The 22,822-nt window shown below is 71.1% G+C and carries 19 protein-coding genes; 4 read left to right on the top strand and 15 right to left on the bottom strand.

Features of this window, described 5'->3' with window-relative positions; all coding sequences use genetic code 11:
* Positions 1–1,368, top strand: coding sequence for an ABC transporter substrate-binding protein (locus B0B15_RS02795; protein WP_076673187.1), 1,368 nt, complete (start codon positions 1–3; stop codon positions 1,366–1,368).
* 64 nt (positions 1,369–1,432) lie between these two features.
* Here B0B15_RS02795 and B0B15_RS02790 read toward each other — a convergent pair whose 3' ends face one another.
* The 6 genes from B0B15_RS02790 to B0B15_RS02765 are packed head-to-tail and all read right to left on the bottom strand — an operon-like array spanning position 1,433 to position 4,660.
* Positions 1,433–2,416: an Asp23/Gls24 family envelope stress response protein gene (locus B0B15_RS02790; RefSeq protein ID WP_076673186.1), complete on the bottom strand. Its 984-nt coding sequence runs from the start codon at positions 2,414–2,416 to the stop codon at positions 1,433–1,435.
* A gap of 25 nt (positions 2,417–2,441) precedes the next feature.
* Complete coding sequence (locus B0B15_RS02785) at positions 2,442–3,029, bottom strand: hypothetical protein (protein WP_076673185.1); 588 nt, start codon at positions 3,027–3,029, stop codon at positions 2,442–2,444.
* Entirely contained in the window at positions 3,029–3,607 is a 579-nt protein-coding gene (locus B0B15_RS02780) for an Asp23/Gls24 family envelope stress response protein (protein WP_076673184.1), read from the bottom strand. The genes B0B15_RS02785 and B0B15_RS02780 overlap by 1 nt, the downstream gene beginning before the upstream one ends.
* Positions 3,607–3,999 carry an alkaline shock response membrane anchor protein AmaP gene (locus B0B15_RS02775; RefSeq protein ID WP_256334157.1) on the bottom strand — a complete coding sequence of 131 codons (393 nt, stop codon included), beginning with the start codon at positions 3,997–3,999 and terminating at the stop codon, positions 3,607–3,609. The genes B0B15_RS02780 and B0B15_RS02775 overlap by 1 nt, the downstream gene beginning before the upstream one ends.
* Positions 3,996–4,184 carry a DUF2273 domain-containing protein gene (locus tag B0B15_RS02770; RefSeq protein ID WP_076673182.1) on the bottom strand — a complete coding sequence of 63 codons (189 nt, stop codon included), beginning with the start codon at positions 4,182–4,184 and terminating at the stop codon, positions 3,996–3,998. Before B0B15_RS02770 ends, B0B15_RS02775 begins: the two co-directional genes overlap by 4 nt.
* A complete protein-coding gene (locus tag B0B15_RS02765; protein ID WP_076673181.1) occupies positions 4,181–4,660 on the bottom strand; it encodes an Asp23/Gls24 family envelope stress response protein in 480 nt (159 codons plus the stop codon). The genes B0B15_RS02770 and B0B15_RS02765 overlap by 4 nt, the downstream gene beginning before the upstream one ends.
* Positions 4,661–5,208: 548 nt before the next feature.
* Here B0B15_RS02765 and fdhD point away from each other — a divergent pair.
* Positions 5,209–6,087 carry a formate dehydrogenase accessory sulfurtransferase FdhD gene (gene fdhD, locus B0B15_RS02760; protein WP_076673180.1) on the top strand — a complete coding sequence of 293 codons (879 nt, stop codon included), beginning with the start codon at positions 5,209–5,211 and terminating at the stop codon, positions 6,085–6,087.
* 61 nt (positions 6,088–6,148) lie between these two features.
* Positions 6,149–8,470, top strand: coding sequence for an FdhF/YdeP family oxidoreductase (locus B0B15_RS02755; RefSeq protein ID WP_076673179.1), 2,322 nt, complete (start codon positions 6,149–6,151; stop codon positions 8,468–8,470).
* Between the two features lie 9 nt (positions 8,471–8,479).
* On the opposite strand, the gene B0B15_RS02750 is transcribed toward B0B15_RS02755, so the two are convergent.
* From B0B15_RS02750 to B0B15_RS02710, 9 genes are all read right to left on the bottom strand, one after another.
* Complete coding sequence (locus B0B15_RS02750) at positions 8,480–9,922, bottom strand: GH1 family beta-glucosidase (RefSeq protein WP_076673178.1); 1,443 nt, start codon at positions 9,920–9,922, stop codon at positions 8,480–8,482.
* Positions 9,919–12,132 carry an alpha-xylosidase gene (gene yicI, locus B0B15_RS02745; RefSeq protein ID WP_076673177.1) on the bottom strand — a complete coding sequence of 738 codons (2,214 nt, stop codon included), beginning with the start codon at positions 12,130–12,132 and terminating at the stop codon, positions 9,919–9,921. The genes B0B15_RS02750 and yicI overlap by 4 nt, the downstream gene beginning before the upstream one ends.
* Complete coding sequence (locus B0B15_RS02740; protein ID WP_083708828.1) at positions 12,129–14,168, bottom strand: beta-galactosidase; 2,040 nt, start codon at positions 14,166–14,168, stop codon at positions 12,129–12,131. Before B0B15_RS02740 ends, yicI begins: the two co-directional genes overlap by 4 nt.
* Positions 14,169–14,204: 36 nt before the next feature.
* Positions 14,205–15,104, bottom strand: coding sequence for a carbohydrate ABC transporter permease (locus B0B15_RS02735; RefSeq protein ID WP_076673176.1), 900 nt, complete (start codon positions 15,102–15,104; stop codon positions 14,205–14,207).
* Positions 15,104–16,033, bottom strand: coding sequence for a carbohydrate ABC transporter permease (locus tag B0B15_RS02730; RefSeq protein ID WP_076673175.1), 930 nt, complete (start codon positions 16,031–16,033; stop codon positions 15,104–15,106). Before B0B15_RS02730 ends, B0B15_RS02735 begins: the two co-directional genes overlap by 1 nt.
* Positions 16,034–16,089: 56 nt before the next feature.
* Complete coding sequence (locus B0B15_RS02725) at positions 16,090–17,373, bottom strand: ABC transporter substrate-binding protein (protein ID WP_076673174.1); 1,284 nt, start codon at positions 17,371–17,373, stop codon at positions 16,090–16,092.
* Between the two features lie 181 nt (positions 17,374–17,554).
* The gene (locus tag B0B15_RS02720) at positions 17,555–18,724 is read right to left on the bottom strand and encodes an ROK family transcriptional regulator (RefSeq protein ID WP_176776553.1); all 1,170 of its coding nucleotides are present in this window, start codon (positions 18,722–18,724) and stop codon (positions 17,555–17,557) included.
* Between the two features lie 76 nt (positions 18,725–18,800).
* Positions 18,801–19,802, bottom strand: coding sequence for a glycerate kinase (locus B0B15_RS02715; protein ID WP_176776552.1), 1,002 nt, complete (start codon positions 19,800–19,802; stop codon positions 18,801–18,803).
* Between the two features lie 15 nt (positions 19,803–19,817).
* A complete protein-coding gene (locus B0B15_RS02710) occupies positions 19,818–20,198 on the bottom strand; it encodes a hypothetical protein (RefSeq protein WP_076673171.1) in 381 nt (126 codons plus the stop codon).
* A gap of 219 nt (positions 20,199–20,417) precedes the next feature.
* Here B0B15_RS02710 and purL point away from each other — a divergent pair, with 219 nt between their 5' ends.
* The gene (gene purL, locus B0B15_RS02705; protein WP_371113232.1) at positions 20,418–22,820 is read left to right on the top strand and encodes a phosphoribosylformylglycinamidine synthase subunit PurL; all 2,403 of its coding nucleotides are present in this window, start codon (positions 20,418–20,420) and stop codon (positions 22,818–22,820) included.
* Positions 22,821–22,822 lie beyond the last annotated feature (2 nt).

Genomic DNA, 22,822 nt, shown 5'->3' with positions numbered 1-22,822 from the left:
ATGCGCACGCATTCCCTCGCCGGTGCCGCCGCGATCGCGGCATCCGTCCTCGTCCTCACCTCCTGCAGCGGCGGCGGCGACCCCTCCGAGCAGGCCGCCGACGTCGACTTCTCGGCCGCGCCGAGCGGCACCCTGTCGGCATGGGGCTTCGAGAACGCCGACGACGTCGGCCAGTCGCGCCTCGACTACGCCGCCGAGCAGCTGCCCGACGTGGAGGTGACCCTGGATGCCACGGCCTTCGACGCGCAGAAGTTCACCACCCGCATCGCCGGGGGCAACGTGCCCGATGTCGTGCAGATGGACCGCCGCTACGTCACGACCTACGCCGCGCAGGGACTGCTGATGCCGCTCGACTCCTGCTTCGAGGCGAAGGACGTCACCCCCACCGACCGCTGGTACCAGAACGTCGTCGACGACGTCACGTACGAGGATGCCGTCTACGCGGTGTCGCAGTTCTACCAGCCGCCCGCGATCCTGCTGAACATGAACGTGCTGAATGAGGCGGGCGTGAGTCCCGACGCCTTCGACACCTCCGACATGGACGGCCTGCTCGCCGCGATCGACAAGATCTACCAGGGCTCGGGCAGCACCCCGACCCGCCTCGGGTTCGACCCCGTCGCCACCGGACAGGGCGGACTGTGGGTGCTGGGCATGGGCGGGCAGCTCACCGACAACACCGGAAAGCCCACTCTCGACGACCCCTCGAATGTCGCAGGCATCGATGCACTGAAGAAGATCACCGACGCGCAGGGCGGATACGCCGCGGTGAAGAGCTTCACCGACTCGTTCGACACCTTCGGCGACGCGAACCAGTTCGTGTCGAACCAGGTCGGCGCGCAGGTCGCCAACCAGTGGTACCCCAACGTGCTGAGCGCCTACCGCGACCAGATCTCGCTGCAGGCCGTTCCGTTCCGGGATGCCGAGGGCCAGCCGTTCTCCCTCGCCTCCGGCACCGCGTTCGTGATCCCGGCGGGGGCGAAGAACCCCGCCGCGGCGTGCGCGTGGATGACCGACCTCACCTCGACCGACGCGTGGATGGCAGCCGGCGCCGCGCGCGCCGCCACCATCGAGGGCAAGGGCGGGCTCAACACGGGCCTGTTCACCGGGTCGCCCGAGGCCGACGAGAAGATCCGCTCGCAGTACGTCACGCCCACCGGCGACAGCGGCTTCGACCAGGTGATCTCCACGTACTACGACGTGGTTGGCTCCGGCCGGTCGTTCGGTTCGTCGCCGGCCGGTCAGGACATCCAGAACGAGCTCAACAACGCGATCACCGCGGCTCTGCTGGGCGACAAGACGACCGAGCAGGCACTCGCCGACGCGCAGCAGGCGGCGCAGCGGGCGTACGACAACGCGACGGCGCAGTAAGCACCCCCAGGACGACGAAAGGGCGCCCCGGCCGATCGCCGGGGCGCCCTTTCACATCTGCAGGTCAGCTCTGCGGCCGCTCGTCCTCCACGACCGACTGCACGCCGTCGGTGGCCGGCGTCGCGTCGTCGGCGCGTACCTCGTCTGCCGCGATGGCGATGTCGACCGCGGCGTCTTCGAGCGCCTCGGCGACGACGTCGTGCACATCGGCGCGTTCATGGGCGCCGCGCACATCCGCGCGCTCATCGGCACCGCGCACGTCGGCGCGCTCGCCCGCGGCAGGCACGGTGGTGTCGAGGGCCGAACCCTCGTCGGTCGGATCGAGGCCCTCCGTCACGCGGTCGGCGGCGTCGATGTCGGCCTGCGCCTGCTCGCGGCGGGTGGCCTCGCCGTTCTGGCGGGCGAACTCGCCGGCCGCGGCGGCCGCACCGGCGGCGAGGTCGGACGCGGCGTCCTTCGCGTCGCCGAGCGCCTTCGCGGCGTCGTCGGCCTTCTCGCGCACGACGGCGGCGGCGTCGGCCGTCCTCTCGCGCACGGCCGCCGACGCGGCATCCGTCCGCTCCTTCACGTCTCCGGCGATCTCGCGAGCGCGGACGCCCGCGGCATCCGTCTTCACCTTGACGTCCCCGGCGATCTCGCGGGCGCGGTCCTCGGCGGCATCCGCCCTCTCTTCCGCCTCGTCCACGATGTCGCGGTCGAAGGGACCGAAGACGCCGGTCACGACGACGTCGACGTCGATGCGTCCGCGCCCGAGCGGCTCGAGGGCCGTGCGGACGGCGGTGCGCACGGCATCCGACACCTCGTGGAGCTTGTGCGGGTAGTCGACGACCAGCGAGATCGTGGCCGTGACCGAGTCGGCGCGGTCGGTGTCGATCTTCACGCCGGGGGCGGTGCTGGCCAGACCCACGCGTTCGCGGACGGCGTCCGACGCGCGGCCCAGCAGGCTGCCCAGGGCGTGCACGCCCGGCACCGAGCCGGCCGCGGTGGCGGCCAGGCTCGCCGCGGCATCGAGGTCGGGCGGGTCGATGGTGGCATCGATGGTGGTCATGACGGCTCCTCGTGGAATGTCAGTGTCAGTGCACGCGGGTGTTGTCGCGCGCGAGCTTTGCGCGCAGGCCCGAGTGGATGGAGATGTACGCGCGCAGGTTCTGGCCGGTGAGGGCGGCGAGGTTCGTCACGAGCGTGTCGACGTGCTCCGCCACCTGGCGGGGCGAGGTGTTCTGGCGCGGGGTGACCGCGACGTGCAGCACCGACTCGTTCTTGATCTCGCCGGCGCTGACGCGCGAGGACAGGATCTCGTCGCGCTCGGCGAGGGCGTTCTTCAGCGCCTCCGAGGCGAATCCGTCGGTGACCGTGATGCGACCGGCGTCGCTCGCGCTGCCGGTGGACTGCAGCGGCGCCGGACGGCGTCCGCGCACGGCGGCCGACGCGATCACGATGAGGATGATCGCCAGTACGACGAAGGCGGCCACGGCGCCCCAGCCGGCGGACTCACGACCGAGCGACTCGAGCCAGCCCTGGAAACCGCCCATGACGGAGGTCCAGGTGTCGGTTCCGCCGGGCAGCAGCCCGACGGCGAGCGCGAGGGCGCCCAAGCCCAGCAGCACGAGGGCGACCAGGAAGAGGATGAAGCGGTTGAGACCGCGGCGCGTGGCGTTCATCAGGACTCCTTGGTGTCGGGACGCTCCACGCGCAGGTGGGTGCGCACGGCGGGGGTGAGCTTGTAGGCGGCGACCTCCTCGTCGACGATCCGACGCAGCTGCGCCTCGTCGACCGGGATGCCGACCGGGGGCCGCACCGTCACGTCGACGGCGCGGTGGGCGACGCCCACGACGATGTCGTCACGGGCGATGCCGGACTCGTTGCTGAGGTGCTGGGCGAGGGCGGATGCCACGACGCCGTTGTCGACGACGACGGCACGCTCGCCCCACTCCATCTCGTGACGCGAGAGGCGACCGGGCTTCAAGGCGATCACGAGGACGACGAGGCCGAGGATCGCGAGCACGACGCCGCCGACGATGAAGGCGACCGGCATGAGCGCGGTGGGTGCCGCGACCACGGCGTTGAGCGCCTCGCCGGGCGAGACCAGCAGCGGCTGCGCGCCGGTGAGGGCGAGGATGATCTCGACCGCGGCGTACGCCAGGGCCAGGAGCAGTAGGGCGACCACGACGAGCATGGCCACGGTGCGCGGGGAGTGCGTCTCGCGACGCACCACGGTGCGGAGCACGGCGTCAGTCATCACAGCACTCGCTTTCGCTGAGGGGCGGTGGCGCCCGAGATGGTCAGGTCGACGCGCGAGATCTCGCGGCCGAACAGCCGCGTCAGGCGCGTGCGGAGTTCGCTCTGGGCGGCGGTGGCCGCTTCGAGCACGGGGGTGGCAGACCGGACGGCCGCCGTGTCGTCGAGGCGCGGCACCGGGAACGGCGACCTCACGCGCACGGCGGCGGTGTCGCGGGCCGAGACGATCTCGACGTGGACGCCCTTGGCATCCACGCCGATGATGTCCGCGGCGGCCCGCTCCGCCGTCTTCTGCAGCACGCGGTCGGCGATGGTCACCCGGCCGGCCGGGAGGCCGGGGCCGGCAACCGCGCTGCGGCTGCCGACCCCGGGGGAAGCGGTGACGGTGGTCACGATGTGCTCCGACCCTTGAAGGCGTTGACGACGTTGCGGAAGTCGATCTCGCCCGCGGTGATACGGGCGACGACCACACCGATCGCCATGAACAGGGCGACGAGGATGAATCCCCAGAAGCCGAAGATCAGAGCGCTGAGGGCCAGCACGAGGCCGGCGAGAGCGCCCTTCGTGGTGGCGCTCACTGGACGCGCTTCTCGGTCTCGGCGTCGTCGTTGTCGTCGCCCGGGATGTGGACGTCGTTCACGTCGACGTTGACCTCGACGACCTCGAGACCGACGAGCCGGTTGATCGCACCGGCGACGCGGCCGCGGACCTGGTCGGCGACCTCCTGGATCGGAGCGCCGTACTCGACGACGATGGTGACGTCGGCGGCGGCCTGGGTCTCGCCCACCTCGACCTTGACGCCCTGCGTCAGGTCGGTCGCATTGATGGCGTCGCGGATGGCGCCGAGGGCGCGGGCTCCGCCGCCGCCGAGCGCGTACACGCCGTTGACCTCACGCGCCGCGATCCCCGCGACCTTGGCGACGACGCCCTCGGCGATCGTGGTCTTGCCTTCGGTGTGGGTCTCCTGGCCGCGCGCGGCGAGGGGACGGTTCACGCGCGACGCCGACTGGGGGACGATCTGCGCAGCGGGGGTGGTGGGGGCGTTCTCAGCCATGTCCGTGCCTTTCGATGTCGTGACCCGGTGTCCCGGGGTGGGCGCTTCGGCCTACACCACTAAGACGTACCGGCTTGCGCAATCGTCACGCCGGGATTGAAATTCCTTTCGCAATGTGTATGTGAACGAATGCGCTTACGCCGTATATCGCCGTGGTGGCGGGGCGGTCAAGCGCCCACTCGCGTTCGTTTCGCGCCGCGATGATTCCGTGGTGGCGGCGGCATCCGGGACTGTCCGGGTGCGACACTCGCCCCGCTCGCAACGTCGTCCCCCCCGACACGCCCCTGGGAACGGACAGAACGGAGCATGATGGGCAAGAAGGACAAGAAGCGCAACGAGCCGGTCGGCATCGCGGACTCCCCCCTCGGAGCAGCAGCGGCTGTTGGTGTTCGTCATCGCCCCGATCGCCGGAGCCCTCGTGGCCGGTGCCGTGGTGCGCGTGCCGGGTCGTCGCGCCGTCACCGCCTGACCCCGACCGCCCTGCCACCACGTCCGCCGGGCGTACGCTCGACCCATGTCCCCCCTGCTGCCGTCGGCCCGGTCCTGACATGGGCCGCCTCACCACCTCGCGCCGGGTGACGCGCCTCACCCTCGAGGGGGCGAACCGACAACGACCGGATGCCATCGCGGTCGAGGAGCCGCTCGAGATCCGCGTCGCGGGCTCCCCGCTCGCCGTCACGATGCGCACGCCCGGGCACGACGTCGAACTCGCCGCCGGCTTCCTCGTCTCGGAGGGCGTTCTCAGCCGCGGCGACCAGTTCGCCCGCGCGATCCACTGCGGCGGTCCGGGCACCGGCGGCGCGGACGGCAACACGTACAACGTGCTCGACCTCACCCTCGCGCCGGGCGTTGCCCTGCCCTCCCCCGACATCGCGCGCTCCTTCTACACGACGAGCTCGTGCGGGGTGTGCGGCACGGCCTCCATCGAGGCGGTAGAGAAGGTCTCGACCTACGACGTCTCGACCGACGCGCTGTCGGTGTCGGCGCACGACGTCGCCGCCTTCCCCGACCGGCTGCGCGAGCAGCAGAAGACGTTCGACAAGACCGGTGGCCTGCACGGGGCCGCCCTCTTCGACGGCACCACCGGCGAGCTGCTCGTCGCCCGCGAAGACGTCGGTCGGCACAACGCCGTCGACAAGGTCGTCGGGTGGGCGCTGCTGAACGACCGCCTGCCCCTGCGCGGCACGGTGCTGCAGGTTTCGGGCCGCGTGAGCTTCGAGCTCGTGCAGAAGGCCGTGATGGCCGGCATCCCGATGCTCTCGGCCGTGTCGGCGCCGTCGTCGCTCGCCGTCGAGCTCGCCGAACGCGCGGGCCTCACTCTTGCCGCCTTCGTGCGCGGCTCGAGCATGAACCTCTACACGCGTTCGGATCGCATCGTCGCCTCGTCCACAACCCCCGTTGCCGACGAGGTCGCGGGCGTACGCTGACGGTCGTGCGCGCGGTGTGTGGATGCCACCGACTCGGCGCCGGATACCACGGAGGGTGAACATGGGTGAGTCGTTCGGGCTGATGACCGAGGAACCGCGCCAGGGAGGCCTCGGCCCGCAGGTCGACGGCGAATGGTCGAGCACCGGCCCCTACGAGCACCCCGCCGCCGGATGGGGCGCCGCGCTCACCGTGGGCAAGGTGCTGTACGAACAGCGTCAGCCGATCGCGGGCACCAAGGCGATGTTCACGATGAACCACCCGAAGAGCGGTTTCGACTGCCCCGGGTGCGCCTGGCCCGACGACAAGGGCGTCGCCCTCGACATCTGCGAGAACGGCATCAAGCACGTCACGTGGGAGATGACGCACAAGCGCGTGGGCAAGGAGTTCTTCGCCGAGCACTCCGTGAGCGAGCTGTCGCAGTGGAGCGATTTCGAGCTCGAGGATGCCGGGCGCCTGGTGGGCCCGATGGCGTACGACGCCGCGACCGACCACTACGTGCCCATCTCGTGGAACGACGCGTTCCGTACGATCGCACGGCATCTGACCGCGCTGGACTCGCCCGACCAGGCGGCGTTCTACACCTCGGGGCGCCTGAGCAACGAGGCGTCGTTCCTCTACCAGCTCTTCGCGCGCGAGCTCGGCACGAACAACCTCCCCGACTGCTCGAACATGTGCCACGAAGGTTCGGGTCGTGGGCTCACGGCATCCCTCGCCACGGGCAAGGGCACCGCCGACCTCGAGGACTGGGAGGCGTGCGACGCCCTCTTCGTGCTCGGCGTCAACGCCGCCTCGAACGCTCCGCGCATGCTCACGAGCCTCGCCGAGGCCATCGACCGCGGCGCGCAGGTCGTGCACGTCAACCCGCTGCGCGAGGTCGCGGGCACCCGCACGATCGTGCCGCACGAGATCGTCGACATGGCGACCTTCCACTCGACCCCCACCAGCACGATGAACCTCCAGGTGCGCCCGGGCGGCGACCTCGCGCTGGTCCGCGGCATGGCCAAGGTCGTGTTCGAGGCGTCCGAGACCGACCCCACCGCGCTCGATCAGGCCTTCCTCGACCAGTACACGACCGGCCTCGACTCCTACCGCGCCCTCGTCGAAGCGACCTCCTGGGCCGAGCTCGTCGAGCAGGCGGGGCTCACCGAGGCCGAGATCCGCGCGGCCGCCGGCATCTACCTCGCCTCGAAGGCGTGCGTCATCAGCTGGTGCCTCGGCGTGAGCCAGCACCAGCACGGCGTCGACACGGTGCGCGAGATCGTCAACCTGCTGCTGCTCCGCGGCAACGTCGGGCGCAAGGGCACCGGCCCTTCCCCCGTACGCGGCCACAGCAACGTGCAGGGCAACCGCACGTGCGGCATCAACCACAAGCCCACCGAGGAGTGGCTCGCGAAGCTCGACGAGGTGTGCGGCATCACCTCGCCGCGCAAGCCCGGACTCGACACCGTGCACACCGTCGCGGCCCTGCACCGCGGCGACCTCAAGGTCTTCCTCGGCATGGGCGGCAACTTCGTGCGGGCAGCTCCCGACACCACGCTCACCGCCGAGGGCATGGGCCGCTGCGATCTGACGGTGCACGTGAGCACCAAGCTCAACCGCAGCCACCTCACCCACGGCAAAGAGGCGCTCATCCTCCCGTGCCTCGGCCGCACCGAGCGCGACGTGCAGGAGGCGGGCCCCCAGTCGATCTCGACCGAGGATGCCATGAGCTCCGTCATGCTCTCGCTCGGATCCCGCAAGCCCGCGTCGCCGCACCTGCTCAGCGAGCCCGAGATCATCGCGCGCATCGCGCGGGCGACGATGCCCGATTCGGCCACCCCGTGGGAGTGGTACGTGGGCGATTACGACCGCATCCGCGACACGATGGCCAAGGCGCTGCCCGGCTTCGAGGGCTTCAACGAGCTCGTGCGCCAGCAGTACGGCTTCCGCATCCCCCAGCCCGCGCGCGAGCGTGACTTCCAGACACCCTCCGGCAAGGCGGAGTTCTCGGATGCCGAGCTGCCGAACGTCATCCCCGAGGAAGCCGACGTGCTCGTGCTGCAGACCATGCGCTCGCACGATCAGTGGAACACCACGATCTACTCGGCCGACGACCGCTACCGGGGTGTGCGCAACATCCGCGAGCTGGTCTTCATGAACCGGCGCGACATGAAGGAGCGCGGCATCGCCGAGGGCGACCTCGTCGACATCGTCGCCACGTCGCGCGACGGCTCGGTGCGCAGCGTCACCGCGTTCCGCGCCCTCGAGTACGACACCCCGCGCGGCAGCGCCGCCGGCTACTTCCCCGAGATGAACGTGCTGCTCGGCCCCGACGACTACAGCCGCCAGAGCGACCAGCCGCTGATGAAGGACATCCGGGTGCGGATCGCGAAGACGGCCTGACGCCGGGACTCAGCCCGGCAGCACCCCCGTCCGCGCGAGCTCGGCGTACCAATGCCCGCTGTCCTTCACCGTGCGATCGAGGGTGTCGAAGTCGACGCGCACGATGCCGAAGCGCTTCGCGTAGCCGTAGCCCCACTCGAAGTTGTCCAGCAGCGACCACACGAAATACCCGCGCAGGTCGACGCCCTTCTCGAGCGCGCGGTGGGCGGCGGTGAAGTGGCGACGGAGGTAGTCGCGTCGCTCCGCGTCGGGGACGGAACCGTCGGCGGCCACGACGTCGTCGAACGCGGCGCCGTTCTCGGTCACCATGAGCGGCTGCTGCGGGAACTGCTCGCGCAGCGACAGCAGAAGCTCCTCGAGCCCCTCGGGGGCGATGTTCCACCCCATCGCCGTGGACGGACCCGGCTGGGGCAGGAACTCCAGCACGTCGTCGCTCCCGGGCCAGGCCGTGCCACCGGCGGCGGCCTTGTGCCCATCGTTGTTCTGCTTCGGCGACACCCCGTCCCAGATCTGCACGGTGACGGTGGAGTAGTAGTTCACGCCCAGCACGTCGAGCGGCTGGTGGATGGCATCCAGGTCACCGTCGTGCACGAACGACCAGTCGGTGACCGATGCCGTGTCGGCGAGCAGGTCGTCGGGATAGGCGCCGCGCAGCATCGGTCCGGTGAAGGCGCGGTTTGCCAGAGCGTCGACGCGGCGCACCGCCTCCGCCGCCTGCTCCCCCCGGCCCCGCGGCACGTGAAAGTTCAGCGTCACCGAGTATTCGGGGTCGCCGGTCGACGTGGCCCGCAGCGCCTGCACGGCACGGCCGTGGGCGAGGTTCAGGTGGTGCACCGCGGCGAGCGCTGCCGCCGGTTCGTGACGCCCCGGCGCGTGTCCGCCCTGGCCGTAGCCGAGGTAGGCCGAGCACCACGGTTCGTTCAGCGTCGTCCAGGTGTGGATGCGATCGCCCAGCGCCGCGCCCACGATCTCGGCGTATCGCTCGAACGCGTCAGCCGTCGCGCGCACCGGCCAGCCGCCGGCATCCTCCAGGGTCTGCGGCAGATCCCAGTGATACAGCGTCGCGACCGGACGGATGCCGCGATCGAGGAGGCCGTCGACGAGGCGCGAGTAGAAGTCGATTCCCGCCTGGTTCACCGCACCGGTGCCCTCGGGGACGATGCGCGGCCACGCGATCGAGAAGCGGTAGGCACCGAGGCCCAGCTCCGCCATGAGGTCGAGGTCGGCCTCCCAGCGGTGGTAGTGGTCGCAGGCCACGTCGCCGGTGTCGCCGTTCCAGACGCGGCCCGGGGTCTTGCTGAAGGTGTCCCAGATGGAGGGGAGGCGGCCGTCCTCCGCCGCTGCGCCCTCGACCTGGTACGACGCCGTGGCCGAACCGAACGTGAAGCCGGCGGGGAAGACGAGTCCGCTGTCGCGGTAGTCGGCGGCGCCGACCGTGGGAAGAAGGGTCATCGGGAGGCCTCCTGGAGGTCGACGGTGAAGACGGAGGCGTGTCCGTCGGGGGTCGTGACGGTGACGTCCCGCGTGCCGGACCCGCCGGGGAAGACGCGCAGTTCGAGTCCGTCGAGGTAGTCGTAGTCGGGTCGGTCGACGCGCGCACCCCAGGGGATGACGGCGCCCGGCCGGGCGTAGAGCGGGAGGCTGTCGAAGCCGTGGCGTTCGCGGAGCCAGCGTCCCCCCTCGACCGTCTCGCCGCTCAGCAGGTGCGTCCAGCGCCCCGCGGGGAGGTAGAACTCCACCTCGCCCCCGGCCGAGAACACGGGGGCGACGAGCAGGTCGGGCCCGAGCATGTACTGCCGGTCGAGGTGGGCTGCGGCGGGATCGTCGGCGAACTCCAGCGCCATCGGACGCATGACGGGCACCCCGGTCGCGGCCGCCTCGAGACCGAGCTGGAACAGGTACGGCATCAGCCGCATCTTGACGTTCGTGAATAGGCGCGTGATCTCCACCGCCTCCTCGTCGAACTGCCACGGCACGCGGTACGACTCCGAGCCGTGGAAGCGGCTGTGGGTTCCGAGCAGGCCGAACGCAGTCCAGCGCTTGAACACCGCGGCATCCGGGAGCCCCTCGAACCCGCCGATGTCGTGGCTCCAGTGCGCGAAGCCGCTCATCGCGAGCGACAGCCCTCCGCGCAGGGTCTCGGCCATCGAGGCGAACGTCGACGTGGAGTCCCCGCCCCAGTGCACGGGCATGCTCTGCCCGCCGGCCGTGGCCGACCGCGCGAACAGGACGGCGTCGCCCTCGCCCCGCTCCTCCACCAGCACGTCGTAGACCGCGCGGTTGTACAGCTCTGTGTAGAGGTTGTGCATGCGGTCGGGCGCGCTGCCGTCGGCGTAGACGACGTCGAGGGGGATGCGCTCCCCGAAGTCGGTCTTGAAGCAGTCCACGCCCTGACGGATGAGGCGGCGGAGGTGCTCCTGGAACCAGCGGGTGGCATCCGGATCGGTGAAGTCGACCAGGCCCATGCCGGCCTGCCACAGGTCCCACTGCCACACCGAGCCGTCGGCGCGGCGCACGAGGTAGCCCGCCTCGGCCGCCTCGGCGAACAGCGGCGATGCTTGACCGATGTAGGGGTTGATCCAGACGCAGACGCGGAGGTCGCGCTCGTGCAGGCGCCGGAGCATGCCGTCGGGATCGGGGAACACGCGGGGGTCCCACTCGAAGTCGCACCACTGGAACTCGCGCATCCAGAAGCAGTCGAAGTGGAACACCGACACGGGCAGTTCGCGGCGCGCCATCTCGTCGATGAACGACGTGACGGTCGCCTCGTCGTAGTCGGTGGTGAAGCTCGTCGACAGCCAGAGCCCGTACGACCAGGCCGGCACGACCGGAGGGCGACCGGTGAGGGCGGTGTAGCGCGAGAGGACGTCCTTGGGCGTCGGCCCGTCGAACACGAAGTACTCCAGGGCCTCGCCGGCGACGGAGAACTGCACGCGCTCGACCGCCTCGGACCCCACCTCGAACGACACATGACCGGGGTCGTTGACGAGCACGCCGTAGCCGCGGTTCGACACGTACAGCGGCACGTTCTTGTACGCCTGCTCGCTGGAGGTGCCGCCGTCGGCGTTCCAGATGTCGACGGACTGGCCGTTCTTCACCAGGGGCCCGAACCGCTCGCCGAGGCCGTAGACGAGCTCGCCGACGCCGAGGTCGAGCTGCTCGTGGACGAAGGTGCGCGGAGGGCTCGATCCCGCCGGGTCGACGATCGCCCGGTCGACCTGGGCCCCCTCGTCGAGGGTGACGTAGGCCTGCGCCTTGGCGGCACTGGCGGTGAGCAGGCGGCCGTCCGACCGGAACGTCAGCGACCACGGCGCGCCGGCGGTCACCCGCGCCTCGAGCGTCCCGGTGCGCAGGATGCCGGCATCCGCATCGACCGCCCCCGCCGAGCGCCCGGCGCCGGGCAGCGGGAAGGAGCAGCCGCGGCCCCCACCCGTGTGGTGCTCGATCCGTACGCGCACGACCCCCTCGGCCGGCGACGACAGGGTCGTGGTGAGCACGGGCCGGTTCAGCGTGTCGCCGCGACGCTCGATCACCTTCGTCGGGGCCAGCACCCGCAGGCCCGGGCCGTCGATCGTCTCGACCTCGCGGACGTCGACCGCCTCCTGCGCGTACAGCGCGCGCACGCCCGGCCGCAGCTGCCAGAACCCGTCGGTGAACTTCATCGCTCCTCCTCCACGACGACGACGGCTCCGGATGCCACCCGCACGGTGCCGTCGTACCGCTCGCCCGTCACGAGGTCGCGCCCCGACGCCGACGCCGAGCGCGCGGCATCCGTGTGATTGATGAGGAACAGGTACGACGAGCCGTCGCCCACCCGTCGGATCACGTCGAGCCCCGGCTCGGACGCGACCACCGGACCCACCCCGGCGGCATCGAGCACGTCGGAGAGCACGGCGTCGAGACCCTCGGTGTCGGGGCGGGTCGCGAGGTAGGAGGCACTGCCGCGTCCGAGCGCACGACGCGTCCAGGTCGGGATGCCGGAGCGTTCGCCGCTCGTCACGCGCGCCCGCACCTCGGCGTCGCGCGCGTCGACGTTCTCGAGCCAGACCGATGCGGAGTGGCCGGTGTCGAGCGACACGCTCTCGCCCGCCATCAGCGGGAAGAACTCGTCGACGCGGATGCCGAGCAGCTCGCGGAAGGCGCCCGGGTATCCGCCGGGGCGCACGCGGTTCTCGGGGTCGACGATGCCGGAGAGGTAGGTCACGAGCACGTGGGCACCGCCGTGCGCGAGCCGTTCGAGGCGCGCGGGCAGCGCGTCGTCGACGAGGTAGAGGGTCGGCACGATCACCGCCGCGTACCCGTCGAGATCGGCCGACGACGGTAGCACGTCGACGGCGATCCCGCGCAGGGTGAGGGCGCGATGCACCGCGATCGGCATGTCCATGGGGTCGACGAGGTCGCTGGGCTTTCGGCCGCTGCGAAGGGCCGCGACCGTGTCGTGGTCGAAGAGCAGCGCGACGCGCGCCTTCTCCACGCGCGTTCCCCGCACGGGCGCGAGGGCCTTCAGCGTCGCGCCGAGCCGTTCGACGTCGCGGAAGATCGTCGAGTCCGCTCCGGCATGCGGCACCATCGCCGAGTGGTACTGCTCGGCCCCCGCTGTCGACGCCCGCCACTGGAAGAACAGGATGCCGTCCGAGCCCCGAGCGACGTGGGCGAGGGAGTCGCGCGCCATCTCACCGGCGGACTTCGCACGGTTCACGCCCTGCCAGTTCACGGCCGCCGTCGAGTGCTCCATGAGCATCCAGGGACGCCCGTCGACGAGCCCGCGGACGCGGTCGGCGCTGAAGGCCAGCTCGCTGTGCCGGAAGGGGTCGGCGCCGATCGTGTAGTGGTCGTTCGCGACGATGTCGACCTCGCGCGCCCACACCTCGTGATCGGTGGCGCCCGGGGTGTTCATCACCATGAAGTTCGTGGTGATCGGGATTCCGGGGGTGATCCGCCGCAGTTCGTCGCGCTCGGCGCGATAGTGGGCGATCAACGCGTCGGAGGTGAAGCGCTCGAAATCGAGCAGCAGCCCGGGGTTGTGGCCCGTCCGCGCACCGCGCGGGGGCTCGATCTGGTCGAACGAGGTGTAGTGATGGCCCCAGAACGCGGTGCCCCACGCAGCGTTCAGGCGCGAGACGTCGCCGAAGCGCTCGGCGAGCCAGACGCGGAACGCCGCCCCCGTCTCCTCGCTGTAGCAGCGCCCGTTCTCGTTGCCAATCTCGTTGCTCACGTGCCACATGCGCAGCGCCGGGTGAGTGCCGTACCGCTCGGCGATCGCCCGGACCAGGCGCAGCGCGTAGCGCCGGAACACCGCCGAGCTCGGCGACCAGGCGAGGCGCCCGCCCTGCGCGGTGCGGTGGCCGTCGGCATCCACCGTCGCGATCTCGGGGTGCGCCCGCAGGAGCCAGATCGGCGGCGCCGCGGTCGGGGTGGCCAGGTTCACCCCGATGCCGCCGGCGTGCAACAGGTCCATGATGCGGTCGAGCCAGCCCCAGTCCCAGACCCCGTCGGCCGTCTCGAGCAGACCCCACGAGAAGATGCCGAGCGACACCGAGGTGACTCCGGCGCGCTGCATCAGGGCGATGTCCTCGGGCCAGAGCTCCTCGGGCCACTGTTCGGGGTTGTAGTCCGCTCCGAACGCGAGGCCGTCGGCGATCCAGTCGAAGCGGGTGGGGGCGGGCAGGTCGGCGGCGTGCGAGGAGAAGTCGTTCATGGTTCTTTCGTGAGGAGGGGGCGCGGTCGGGGGAGGTCAGCCCTTGAGGCTGCCGCTGACGAGGTCGAGACGCCAGAACCGCTGCAGGAAGATCATCAGGAGCAGCAGCGGCACGATGGCCAGCAGCGCGCCGACGATGGCGAGCGAGTACAGCGCCGGTGTCCCCGTCCCGCGGTTCAGCAGCAGGTAGAGGCCCGTCGTGAGGGGATAGAGCTGCTCGTTGCTGAGCATGATGAACGGGAGCAGGAAGTTGTTCCAGATGCCGACGAACTGCAGCATGAACACCGTGATCAAGCCGGGGACCATGACGGGCATCGCGATCGACAGGAAGATGCGGAACTCGCTCGCCCCGTCCAGCCGCGCGGCCTCGACCGTCTCCTCCGGCACCGACGACTGCGCGTAGATGGTCGCCAGGTAGATGCCGAACGGGTTGATGATGCTCGGCAGCAGCACGGCCCAGTACGTGTTCGCGAGGCCCATCTCCGCCATGAGGAAGTACTGCGGGATCGCGAGGGTGATCTGGGGCAGCATGACGCCCGCGAGCAGCACGTTGAACACCACCGCGCGTCCTCGGAAGCGGTAACGGGCGAGCGCGTACCCGGCCGCGGCCGACACGAGGGTCGACAGCACGGCGCCACCCCCGGCGTAGAGCAGGCTGTTGCCCGCCCACTTCCAGTACACGCCACCGCCGTAGGTGGACAGATCGACGAGGTTCTGCCAGAACCCGGTCCCGGGCAGGAACGAGAAGGTGCTGAACAGCTCCCCCCGCGACTTCGTCGAGGCCGTGATCACCCAGACGATCGGGATGAGCGTGTAGATCGCGCCCATCAGCAGCACGAGGGACGGGATGACGCGACCCCGGGCGGCGGGGCGCGGCCGTCGCGCGGGCGGACGCGGCGCGGTCTTCGTCGGGGCGTCGGCGGTGAGGGTGGCCATCAGTTCTCTCCGAAGGTGCGGCGCTGCAGGAGGCGGAGGAGCCCGAGCGAGATGACGAGGGTTCCGAGGGCGAGCACGACCGAGGCGGCCGCCGCCCCCGAGGTGTTGTCGAGGTTGAAGGCGTCGCGGTAGATCTTCATCAGCGGGAAGAAGTTGAACGAGATCGAGTTCGACATCGACCGCAGCGTCGTGGGTTCGCCGTACGCCTGGAGCGTGGCGATGATCGAGAACAGGAACGTCAGCACGAGCGCCGGCGTGAGCAGGGGCACCTTGATCCGCCACGCGATCTGCCACTCCGAGGCGCCGTCGATCTTGGCCGCCTCGTAGAGCTCGGTCGGGATCGACCGCAGCGCGGTGTACATGACGATCATGTTGAAGCCGACGCCCGCCCACACCGCGATGTTCGACAGCGACAGGTAGAGCCACGAGCCGTTCAGGAAATCGACCGAGGGCAGCCCCACGGCCTGCAGCAGGTAGGTCGCCGGACTCGTCCGGGGGAGGTAGAGGAAGCCCCACAGCAGGGCGCCGATCACCCCGGGCACGGCGTAAGGCAGGAAGATCGCCAGGCGCGAGAAGCGGGCGAGGCGCACGCCGGGCAGATCCAGCAGCAGCGCGAACGTCAGCGCCAGACCGAGGGTCAGCGGCACCGAGATGAGCGCGAAGATCCCGAGGCGACCCAGGGATGCCACGAGCTCGGGGTCGGTGAGCGAGGCGACGTAGTTGTCGAGACCGACGAAGGTCTGCCGACGGATGCCGAAGGCACCGCCGCTGGAGCGCAGCTGCATGACGCTGAGATAGATCGCGTACCCGATGGGCACGACGAGGAACATCGTGAACAGCGCGAGGGCCGGGGCGAGGAACGCCCACGGGGCGATGCGGGGCCGGAGGGAGGTGCGGCGGGATGCCCCGCGCGAGACGGTGGTGGTCACAGGTCGTTCTCCTGGGTGGGCGGAGGGAGGGCGCGTGCCCTCCCACCGCGGGGCGATCACTGGACCGTGAATCCGGACTTCTCGAGGTCGGCGACGACGGCATCCTGAGCCGACTCCAGAACGGCGGTGTAGGAACCGCCGCTCTGCGTGGCGGCCTTCACCCCGTCGGACCACGCGTCGAAAGCCACCTGGACGTTCGGGCCCCATGTGAAGGGCGCGCTGTTCTCGGCGATGTCGACCGCGAGATCCCAGAAGTCCGCCTGAGTGCTGACCAGATCGGGGACGGGCTGACCGGCGAGCTGCGACTGGCCGGCGGAGGAGGCCGGGAACAGTCCGATGTCGATGAGACCGCGGGTGCCGTCGTCGCTCGCGTTGAGCCACTGCAGGAACTCGACGGCCTCCTTCGGGTGCTCGGTGTTCTTGGTCACCATGACGGAGGAGCCGCCCATGAAGCCGGTGCCGGTCTCGCCGTCCCACGTGGGCATCTTCGCGGCGGCCCACAGGCCCGCCGTGTCGGGGGCCACCGAGAAGGCGGCGGCGGGCGCCCACGCTCCGGCGGTCCAGCTCAGGATGCTGCCGTCGTTCATCTTCGTGCCCCATTCCGGGGTGAAGAAGTGCGTCGTGTCGACGAGGCCCTGCTCGACCAGCGGCTGCCAGAAGTCCACGACGCGCTGGGTGGGAGCCTCGTCGATGCCGACCTTCCACGCGTCACCCTCGGTGGCCCACCACTCCGCGCCGAGGGGCTGCGCGTACGCGGCCATCGTCGACGCGTCGTCGGGGTAGCCCCCGAGCAGGGTCCCGGGGAGCGTGGTCTTCACCGTCTGCGCGAGGGCGGCGTACTCGTCCCAGGTGGACGGAGCGGCCCACCCGTTCTGATCGAAGATGTCCTTGCGGTACATGAAGATCATGGGGCCCGTGTCCTGCGGCACCGCGTAGACGCCGTCGCCGACGGTGACGAGGCTCATGGCCCCGTCCGAGAAGCCGTCCGCGAACGTGTCGGCGTACTCGCTGATGTCGAGCGCGACATCGCTGACGACCATGTTGGGCAGCTTCTGGTACTCCGCCTGAGCGAGGTCGGGGCCCTCCCCCGCCCGCTGCGCCGCGAGCAGCTTCGCGATCATGTCGTCGGCGCCCGCGGCTTCCACGACCTTCACCTGGACGTCGGGGTGCTGCTCGTTCCAGACGTCGATGACGTCGCCGATGCCGGGCGCCCAGGCCCAGTATTCGAGGGTCACCGGACCCGATGACTGGCCCGCATCGCCGGCGCAGCCGGCGGTGGTCAGGACGGCGGCACTCGCGACGGCGAGGGCGCCGGCGCGGAAGAGATTGCTGCGCTTCACGAACTACTCCTTTGTAGGTGCGACCGGCTCCGGGCGACGGTGCGGCCGATGCTCCCCGGGGCCGACCCCCGGGTGCTCGCGTCCTACCCTCGCCGCCCCGCTCTATTTTGTCAACCTATGAAACAAAACATTTGGCGCGCTCGCGAACGACACCCCTCGCACGGGGCGACGCCTGCGGGGGTCAGACCGATAGCAGCTCGCGGATCGCGGTCGCGGCCGCACCGCGGGCGTACAGGCCGAAGGCGAAGGGCGGCCGATCGATGCGGACGCTCGCGCGCGGAACCTGCTCGAGATGCGCGGTGAGGCCCTCGTCGAAGGCGGTGGGGTCCAGGTCGAGCATGTCGAGACCCTCCCCCATCAGCGAGACCAGTTCCGGGTCGAGGAGGTTCACCGTCTCGGCCACCGCCGCGCCGAGCGCGTACGCCGCGGCCGCGAACGCGGCCCGCTCGCGGCCGTCGACCGCCCGCGCCCGCTCGAGAGCCGATGCGTACTCGCCGGGCGCGACGCCCGCGTTGGCCTCGATCGCGGGCATGCTCACGAAGCTGTGCACGCAGTCGGAATGCCCGTTCGTGCACGGACGCCCCGTTCGCGCGATCCGGGTGTGCCCCACCCGCCCGCTGCGCCCGTGAGCTCCCTGCACGAGCTCGTCGTCCACGACGACCCCGCACCCGATGCCGGCCCCCACGCCGTAGACCACGACCGACCGGTGGTCCACGCCGCTGCCGAACCAGTGATGTGCCGCCGTCAGTGCGTGCACGTCGTTCGCGACGGTGACGGGCACCCCCACCCGCTCCGCCAACAGCCCGGCCAGCGGGACGGGGGCGCTCCACCCGAGCAGGGGCGAGCTCGCCACGAGGGGCTCCCCCTCGCGCCGCAGCACGTCGGCCGCGAGCCCGACGCCCACCGCCGACATCGTCCCGTGCCGGTCTCCCAGCGTGCGGGTGGCTCCGACGATCGCGTCGACGACCTCCCTCTCGGCCGGTGAGGCGAGGGCGATCTCGAGTTCGTCGACGACGGTCGCCGCGAGATCGGTGACCACCGCGTACACCCGCTCCGCGGTCACTTTCACGCCGACGAAGTGCGCCGCCTGCGGGCGCAGGTGCAGCTCCTCGGCCGGGCGCCCGCGCGAGGCGCTGGCCAGCATGTCGCCCGGCAGGATGAGACCGCCGTCGACGAGCTCGCGCGCGACCCGCGTGAGGCTCGCTCGGGAGAGCCCGAGGCGCTCGGCGATGCGGATCCGGGAGCGGGGACCGTGCACCAGCAGGTCCAGCAGCACCCGCCGGCCCGTCGCGCTCATAGCCGACCACCTCAGGGGCGGGCCCGAGGCGATCTCGGCGGGGCGCGACGTCACGAGATGAGGCTACGCCCATCGGCCCGCGCACCCCCGTCCCTCCTGCGCCGCGATACGCCCGGCATCCGCTCGACGGTCAGGGCCGGATGCCGCCTCCCCACCGCGACAGCGCCGCCTGCGTCGTCGCGCGGACGGCGGCGACGGGCGCGCTCCGGGCGCGATCCTCGCCCACGGTGTCGACGAGCGAGATCGTCAGCGCCCGGGCCGCGCGCGGGTCGACCACCCCCGCGATCACCACCGCGGGCACCCCTCGCGCCGCGGCGAGCGCGAGCACATGACCTGGGCCCTTCCCCGTGAGCGAGGTCTCGTCGAAGGCGCCCTCGCCGGTGAGGACGAGGTCGGCATCCGCGATCTTCCCGTCCAGTCCCAGCGCCTCGGCGACGAAGTCCGCTCCGTCGACGAGCTCCGCCCCCGCGGCGAACAGCGCCCCCGAGAGCCCACCCGCCGCGCCCGTGCGGGGAACGCGACGCACGTCCCGCCCGAACCGCACCGTCCACTCCTCGGCATCCGTCTCGAGTCGCGCCGTGAGGCGCTGCACCATCGCGGCATCCGCGCCTTTCTGCGGTGCGAACACCCGCGCGGCGTCGCGGAAGGCGACCGTCGTGTCGGTCAGCACGACGACCCGGCCGGGTGCGAAGGGGACGCGGGCGTCGAGCGCCTCGAGCGCGCCGCGTCCGCCGTCGGTCGTCGCCGAGCCGCCCATGCCGACGACGATGTACGAGGCGCCCGCGTCGAGGGCGCGCGCGATGAGCTCCCCGGCGCCCCGGCTCGTGGCGCCCCAGGGGTCGTTACGGTCCGCTCCCCCGGCGAGCACGAGACCGGATGCCGCGGCGGATTCGATCACGGCCCGCGCGCCGTCGAGGCGCCACGGGGCGCGGACGGGCGCACCGAGCGGTCCGGTCACCTCGTCGTCGCGGTTCGCGCCGCCCAGGGCATCGAGCGTCCCGTCGCCACCGTCGGCCATGGGGATCACCGCGACCTGCGCCTCGGGCCAGCGATGCCGCACCGCGTGAGCCATGGCATCCGCCGCCTCGCGGGCGCTCAGCGTGCCCTTGAACTTGTCGGGGGCAATGACCACGCGCATCCGATCGACTCAGACGTCGGCGCTGACGAGCACGCCCTGCCGCTGCAGGTCGGCCTCCACGCGGCCGACGACCTCTTGGTAGGCCTCGCGCAGCTTGAGCTGCTCGAGGCCGTCGTCACTGCCGCCGGCCGGCTGGAAGATCGGGCGATGCAGATCCACCCGCACGGTGCCGCCCAGGTCGGCGAAGCTCACGTCGAGCACCTCTCGCACGTCGGCGTCGTGCGCGCGCAGGCCGAGGAACATCGTCTTGGCGACGCTGCCGTGGGTCGCCTTCCAATGGTCGCGCTGCTCGGCGACGGTGAAGCCGGCCGCGTCGAGGGCGGTGCGGGTGGCCTGCTGGGCGGCGGCGAGGTCGCCGGAGACGACGAGGTGGAAGTTCAGGATGGCCATGGGTGCGCGCCTTTCGGTCCGGTGCGGCCAGCCTGTCGCGTCCTTCGACCTCCGCACAACCTCGGTCCGCTCCACCGCGCGCCGACCGAGAACGTGCGGATCGCCGAGCGTGGAGGGTCGCCGGAGGTGCGGGGGTGCGCGAACAGGGGAATGGATGCCACCGCCCGCCCCTCCTCCCCACCAGCCGCTCCTCCTCGGGCCGGGGAATGCCGCCCGGGCATGTCGGCCCGCCCAACTAGACTGACTCCCGTCCGGCCCCTGCGATTCTTGGAGCTCAGCCGCGTGACCACCCCGAACCCCGCCGCCCGTACCGCCCTCGCGGATACCGTCGAGAACGCGATCGCCACGCCCGAGAAGGACCAGCCGTACGGCGCCCTCGGCCTCAAGAGCGACGAGTACGCCAAGATCCGCGAGATCCTGGGCCGCCGGCCCACCAGTGGTGAGCTGGCGATGTACTCGGTCATGTGGAGCGAGCACTGCTCGTACAAGTCGAGCAAGATCTACCTGCGCCAGTTCGGCCAGAAGGTCAGCGACGAGATGAAGACCCGCCTCATGGTCGGCATGGGCCAGAACGCCGGCGTCGTCGACGTGGGCGACGGCTGGGCGGTCACCTTCAAGGTCGAGTCGCACAACCACCCCAGCTACATCGAGCCCTTCCAGGGCGCCGCCACCGGCGTCGGCGGCATCGTGCGCGACATCATCTCGATGGGCGCGCGCCCGGTCGCGGTCATGGACCAGCTGCGCTTCGGCGCGATCGACCACCCCGACACCCCGCGCGTCGTGCACGGCGTCACGAGCGGCATCTCGTTCTACGGCAACTGCCTGGGCCTGCCCAACATCGGCGGCGAGACGGTGTTCGACGCCGTCTACCAGGGCAACCCGCTCGTGAACGCCCTCGCGGTCGGCGTCATGCGCCACGAAGACATCAAGCTCGCCAACGCCACGGGCGTGGGCAACAAGGTCGTGCTGTTCGGTGCGCGCACGGGCGGTGACGGCATCGGCGGTGCCAGCATCCTGGCATCCGACACCTTCGCCGACGGCGGCCCCACCAAGCGCCCCGCGGTGCAGGTCGGCGACCCGTTCGCCGAGAAGGTGCTCATCGAGTGCTGCCTCGAGCTCTACCGCGACGACCTCGTCGAGGCCATCCAAGACCTCGGGGCCGCGGGCATCTCGTGCGCGACGAGCGAGCTCGCCGCCAACGGCGACAGCGGCATGAAGGTCGAGCTGTCGAAGGTGCTGCTGCGCGACCCCTCGCTCACGCCGGAGGAGATCCTCATGAGCGAGAGCCAGGAGCGCATGATGGCGATCGTCGCGCCCGAGAAGCTCGACGCGTTCCTCGCGGTCGTCGGCAAGTGGGACGTCGAGACCAGCGTGCTCGGCGAGGTCACCGGCGACGGCCGCCTCGTCATCGATTGGTACGGCGAGCGCATCGTCGACGTCGACCCCTCGACCGTCGCGGTCGACGGCCCCGTCTACGAGCGCCCGGTCGCCTACCCCGCGTGGATCGACGCCCTGCAGGCCGACTCCGCCGCGTCCCTCCCGCGGGCGACGGATGCCGACACCCTCCGCGAGCAGTTCACCACTCTGGTCGCGAGCCCCAACCTCGCCGACACGTCGTGGATCACCAACCAGTACGACTACTACGTGCTCGGCAACACCGCCCTGAGCTTCCCCGACGACGCCGGCATGATCCGCGTCGACGAGGAGACCGGCCTCGGCTTCGCGATCGCGACCGACTGCAACGGCCGCTACAACCAGCTCGACCCGTACAACGGCGCGAAGCTCGCCCTCGCCGAGGCGTACCGCAACGTCGCCGTCACGGGTGCCGTGCCCACCGCCGTCACCGACTGCCTCAACTTCGGCAGCCCCGAGAACCCCGAGGTCATGTGGCAGTTCAGCCAGGCCGTCGAGGGCCTGAGCGACGGCTGCCTCGAGCTCGGCATCCCGGTGACGGGCGGCAACGTGTCGTTCTACAACCAGACCGGCGACCAGCCGATCCACCCGACCCCCGTGGTCGGCGTGCTCGGCGTCATCGACGACGTGGCCGCGCGCATCCCGAGCGGCTGGCAGGATGCCGGCGAGAACCTCTACCTGCTCGGCACCACCGCCGATGAGCTCGACGGATCGCAGTGGGCCGGCACCATCCACGACCACCTCGGCGGGCGCCCGCCGAAGGTCGACCTCGCGCAGGAGCGCAAGCTCGCCGAGCTGCTGCAGGCCGCGGGCTCGCAGTCGCTCGTCTCGAGCGCGCACGACCTGTCGTCGGGTGGCCTCGCTCAGGCCCTCGCCGAGGGCGTCCTGCGCTTCGGCATCGGCGCGCGGGTGTGGCTGACCGAGCTCATGGAACGCGACGGGGTGGATGCCACCGCCGCCCTGTTCAGCGAGTCGACGGGCCGCGTGCTGGTCAGCGTCCCCCGCGAGGAGGACGTGAAGTTCCGGGGCCTCTGCGACGGCCGCGGCTACCCGGTGCTGCGCATCGGCGTGACCGACGTCGAGCCGGGCACCGAGGCGGCGCTGGAGATCCAGGACGTCTTCACCGTCGCCGTGTCGGAGCTGCGTCGCCTGTCGACCGAGACCCTGCCCGCGGTCTTCGGGCCGACCGTCGCGGAGCCGGTGGCATAAGC

The sequence above is a fragment of the Microbacterium sp. RU1D genome, from assembly GCF_900156435.1.
Lineage (GTDB): Bacteria > Actinomycetota > Actinomycetes > Actinomycetales > Microbacteriaceae > Microbacterium.
This window is presented reverse-complemented; position numbering and strand designations above follow the sequence as displayed.

Coding starts and splice junctions, on each gene's coding strand:
- B0B15_RS02765 (WP_076673181.1), bottom strand. CDS start 4,660: ATGGCTGAGAACGCCCCCACCACCCCCGCTGCGCAGATCGTCCCCCAG.
- B0B15_RS02790 (WP_076673186.1), bottom strand. CDS start 2,416: ATGACCACCATCGATGCCACCATCGACCCGCCCGACCTCGATGCCGCG.
- yicI (WP_076673177.1), bottom strand. CDS start 12,132: ATGAAGTTCACCGACGGGTTCTGGCAGCTGCGGCCGGGCGTGCGCGCG.
- fdhD (WP_076673180.1), top strand. CDS start 5,209: ATGGGCCGCCTCACCACCTCGCGCCGGGTGACGCGCCTCACCCTCGAG.
- purL (WP_371113232.1), top strand. CDS start 20,418: ATGTCGGCCCGCCCAACTAGACTGACTCCCGTCCGGCCCCTGCGATTC.
- B0B15_RS02795 (WP_076673187.1), top strand. CDS start 1: ATGCGCACGCATTCCCTCGCCGGTGCCGCCGCGATCGCGGCATCCGTC.
- B0B15_RS02750 (WP_076673178.1), bottom strand. CDS start 9,922: ATGACCCTTCTTCCCACGGTCGGCGCCGCCGACTACCGCGACAGCGGA.
- B0B15_RS02735 (WP_076673176.1), bottom strand. CDS start 15,104: ATGGCCACCCTCACCGCCGACGCCCCGACGAAGACCGCGCCGCGTCCG.
- B0B15_RS02740 (WP_083708828.1), bottom strand. CDS start 14,168: ATGAACGACTTCTCCTCGCACGCCGCCGACCTGCCCGCCCCCACCCGC.
- B0B15_RS02780 (WP_076673184.1), bottom strand. CDS start 3,607: ATGACTGACGCCGTGCTCCGCACCGTGGTGCGTCGCGAGACGCACTCC.
- B0B15_RS02710 (WP_076673171.1), bottom strand. CDS start 20,198: ATGGCCATCCTGAACTTCCACCTCGTCGTCTCCGGCGACCTCGCCGCC.
- B0B15_RS02755 (WP_076673179.1), top strand. CDS start 6,149: ATGGGTGAGTCGTTCGGGCTGATGACCGAGGAACCGCGCCAGGGAGGC.
- B0B15_RS02785 (WP_076673185.1), bottom strand. CDS start 3,029: ATGAACGCCACGCGCCGCGGTCTCAACCGCTTCATCCTCTTCCTGGTC.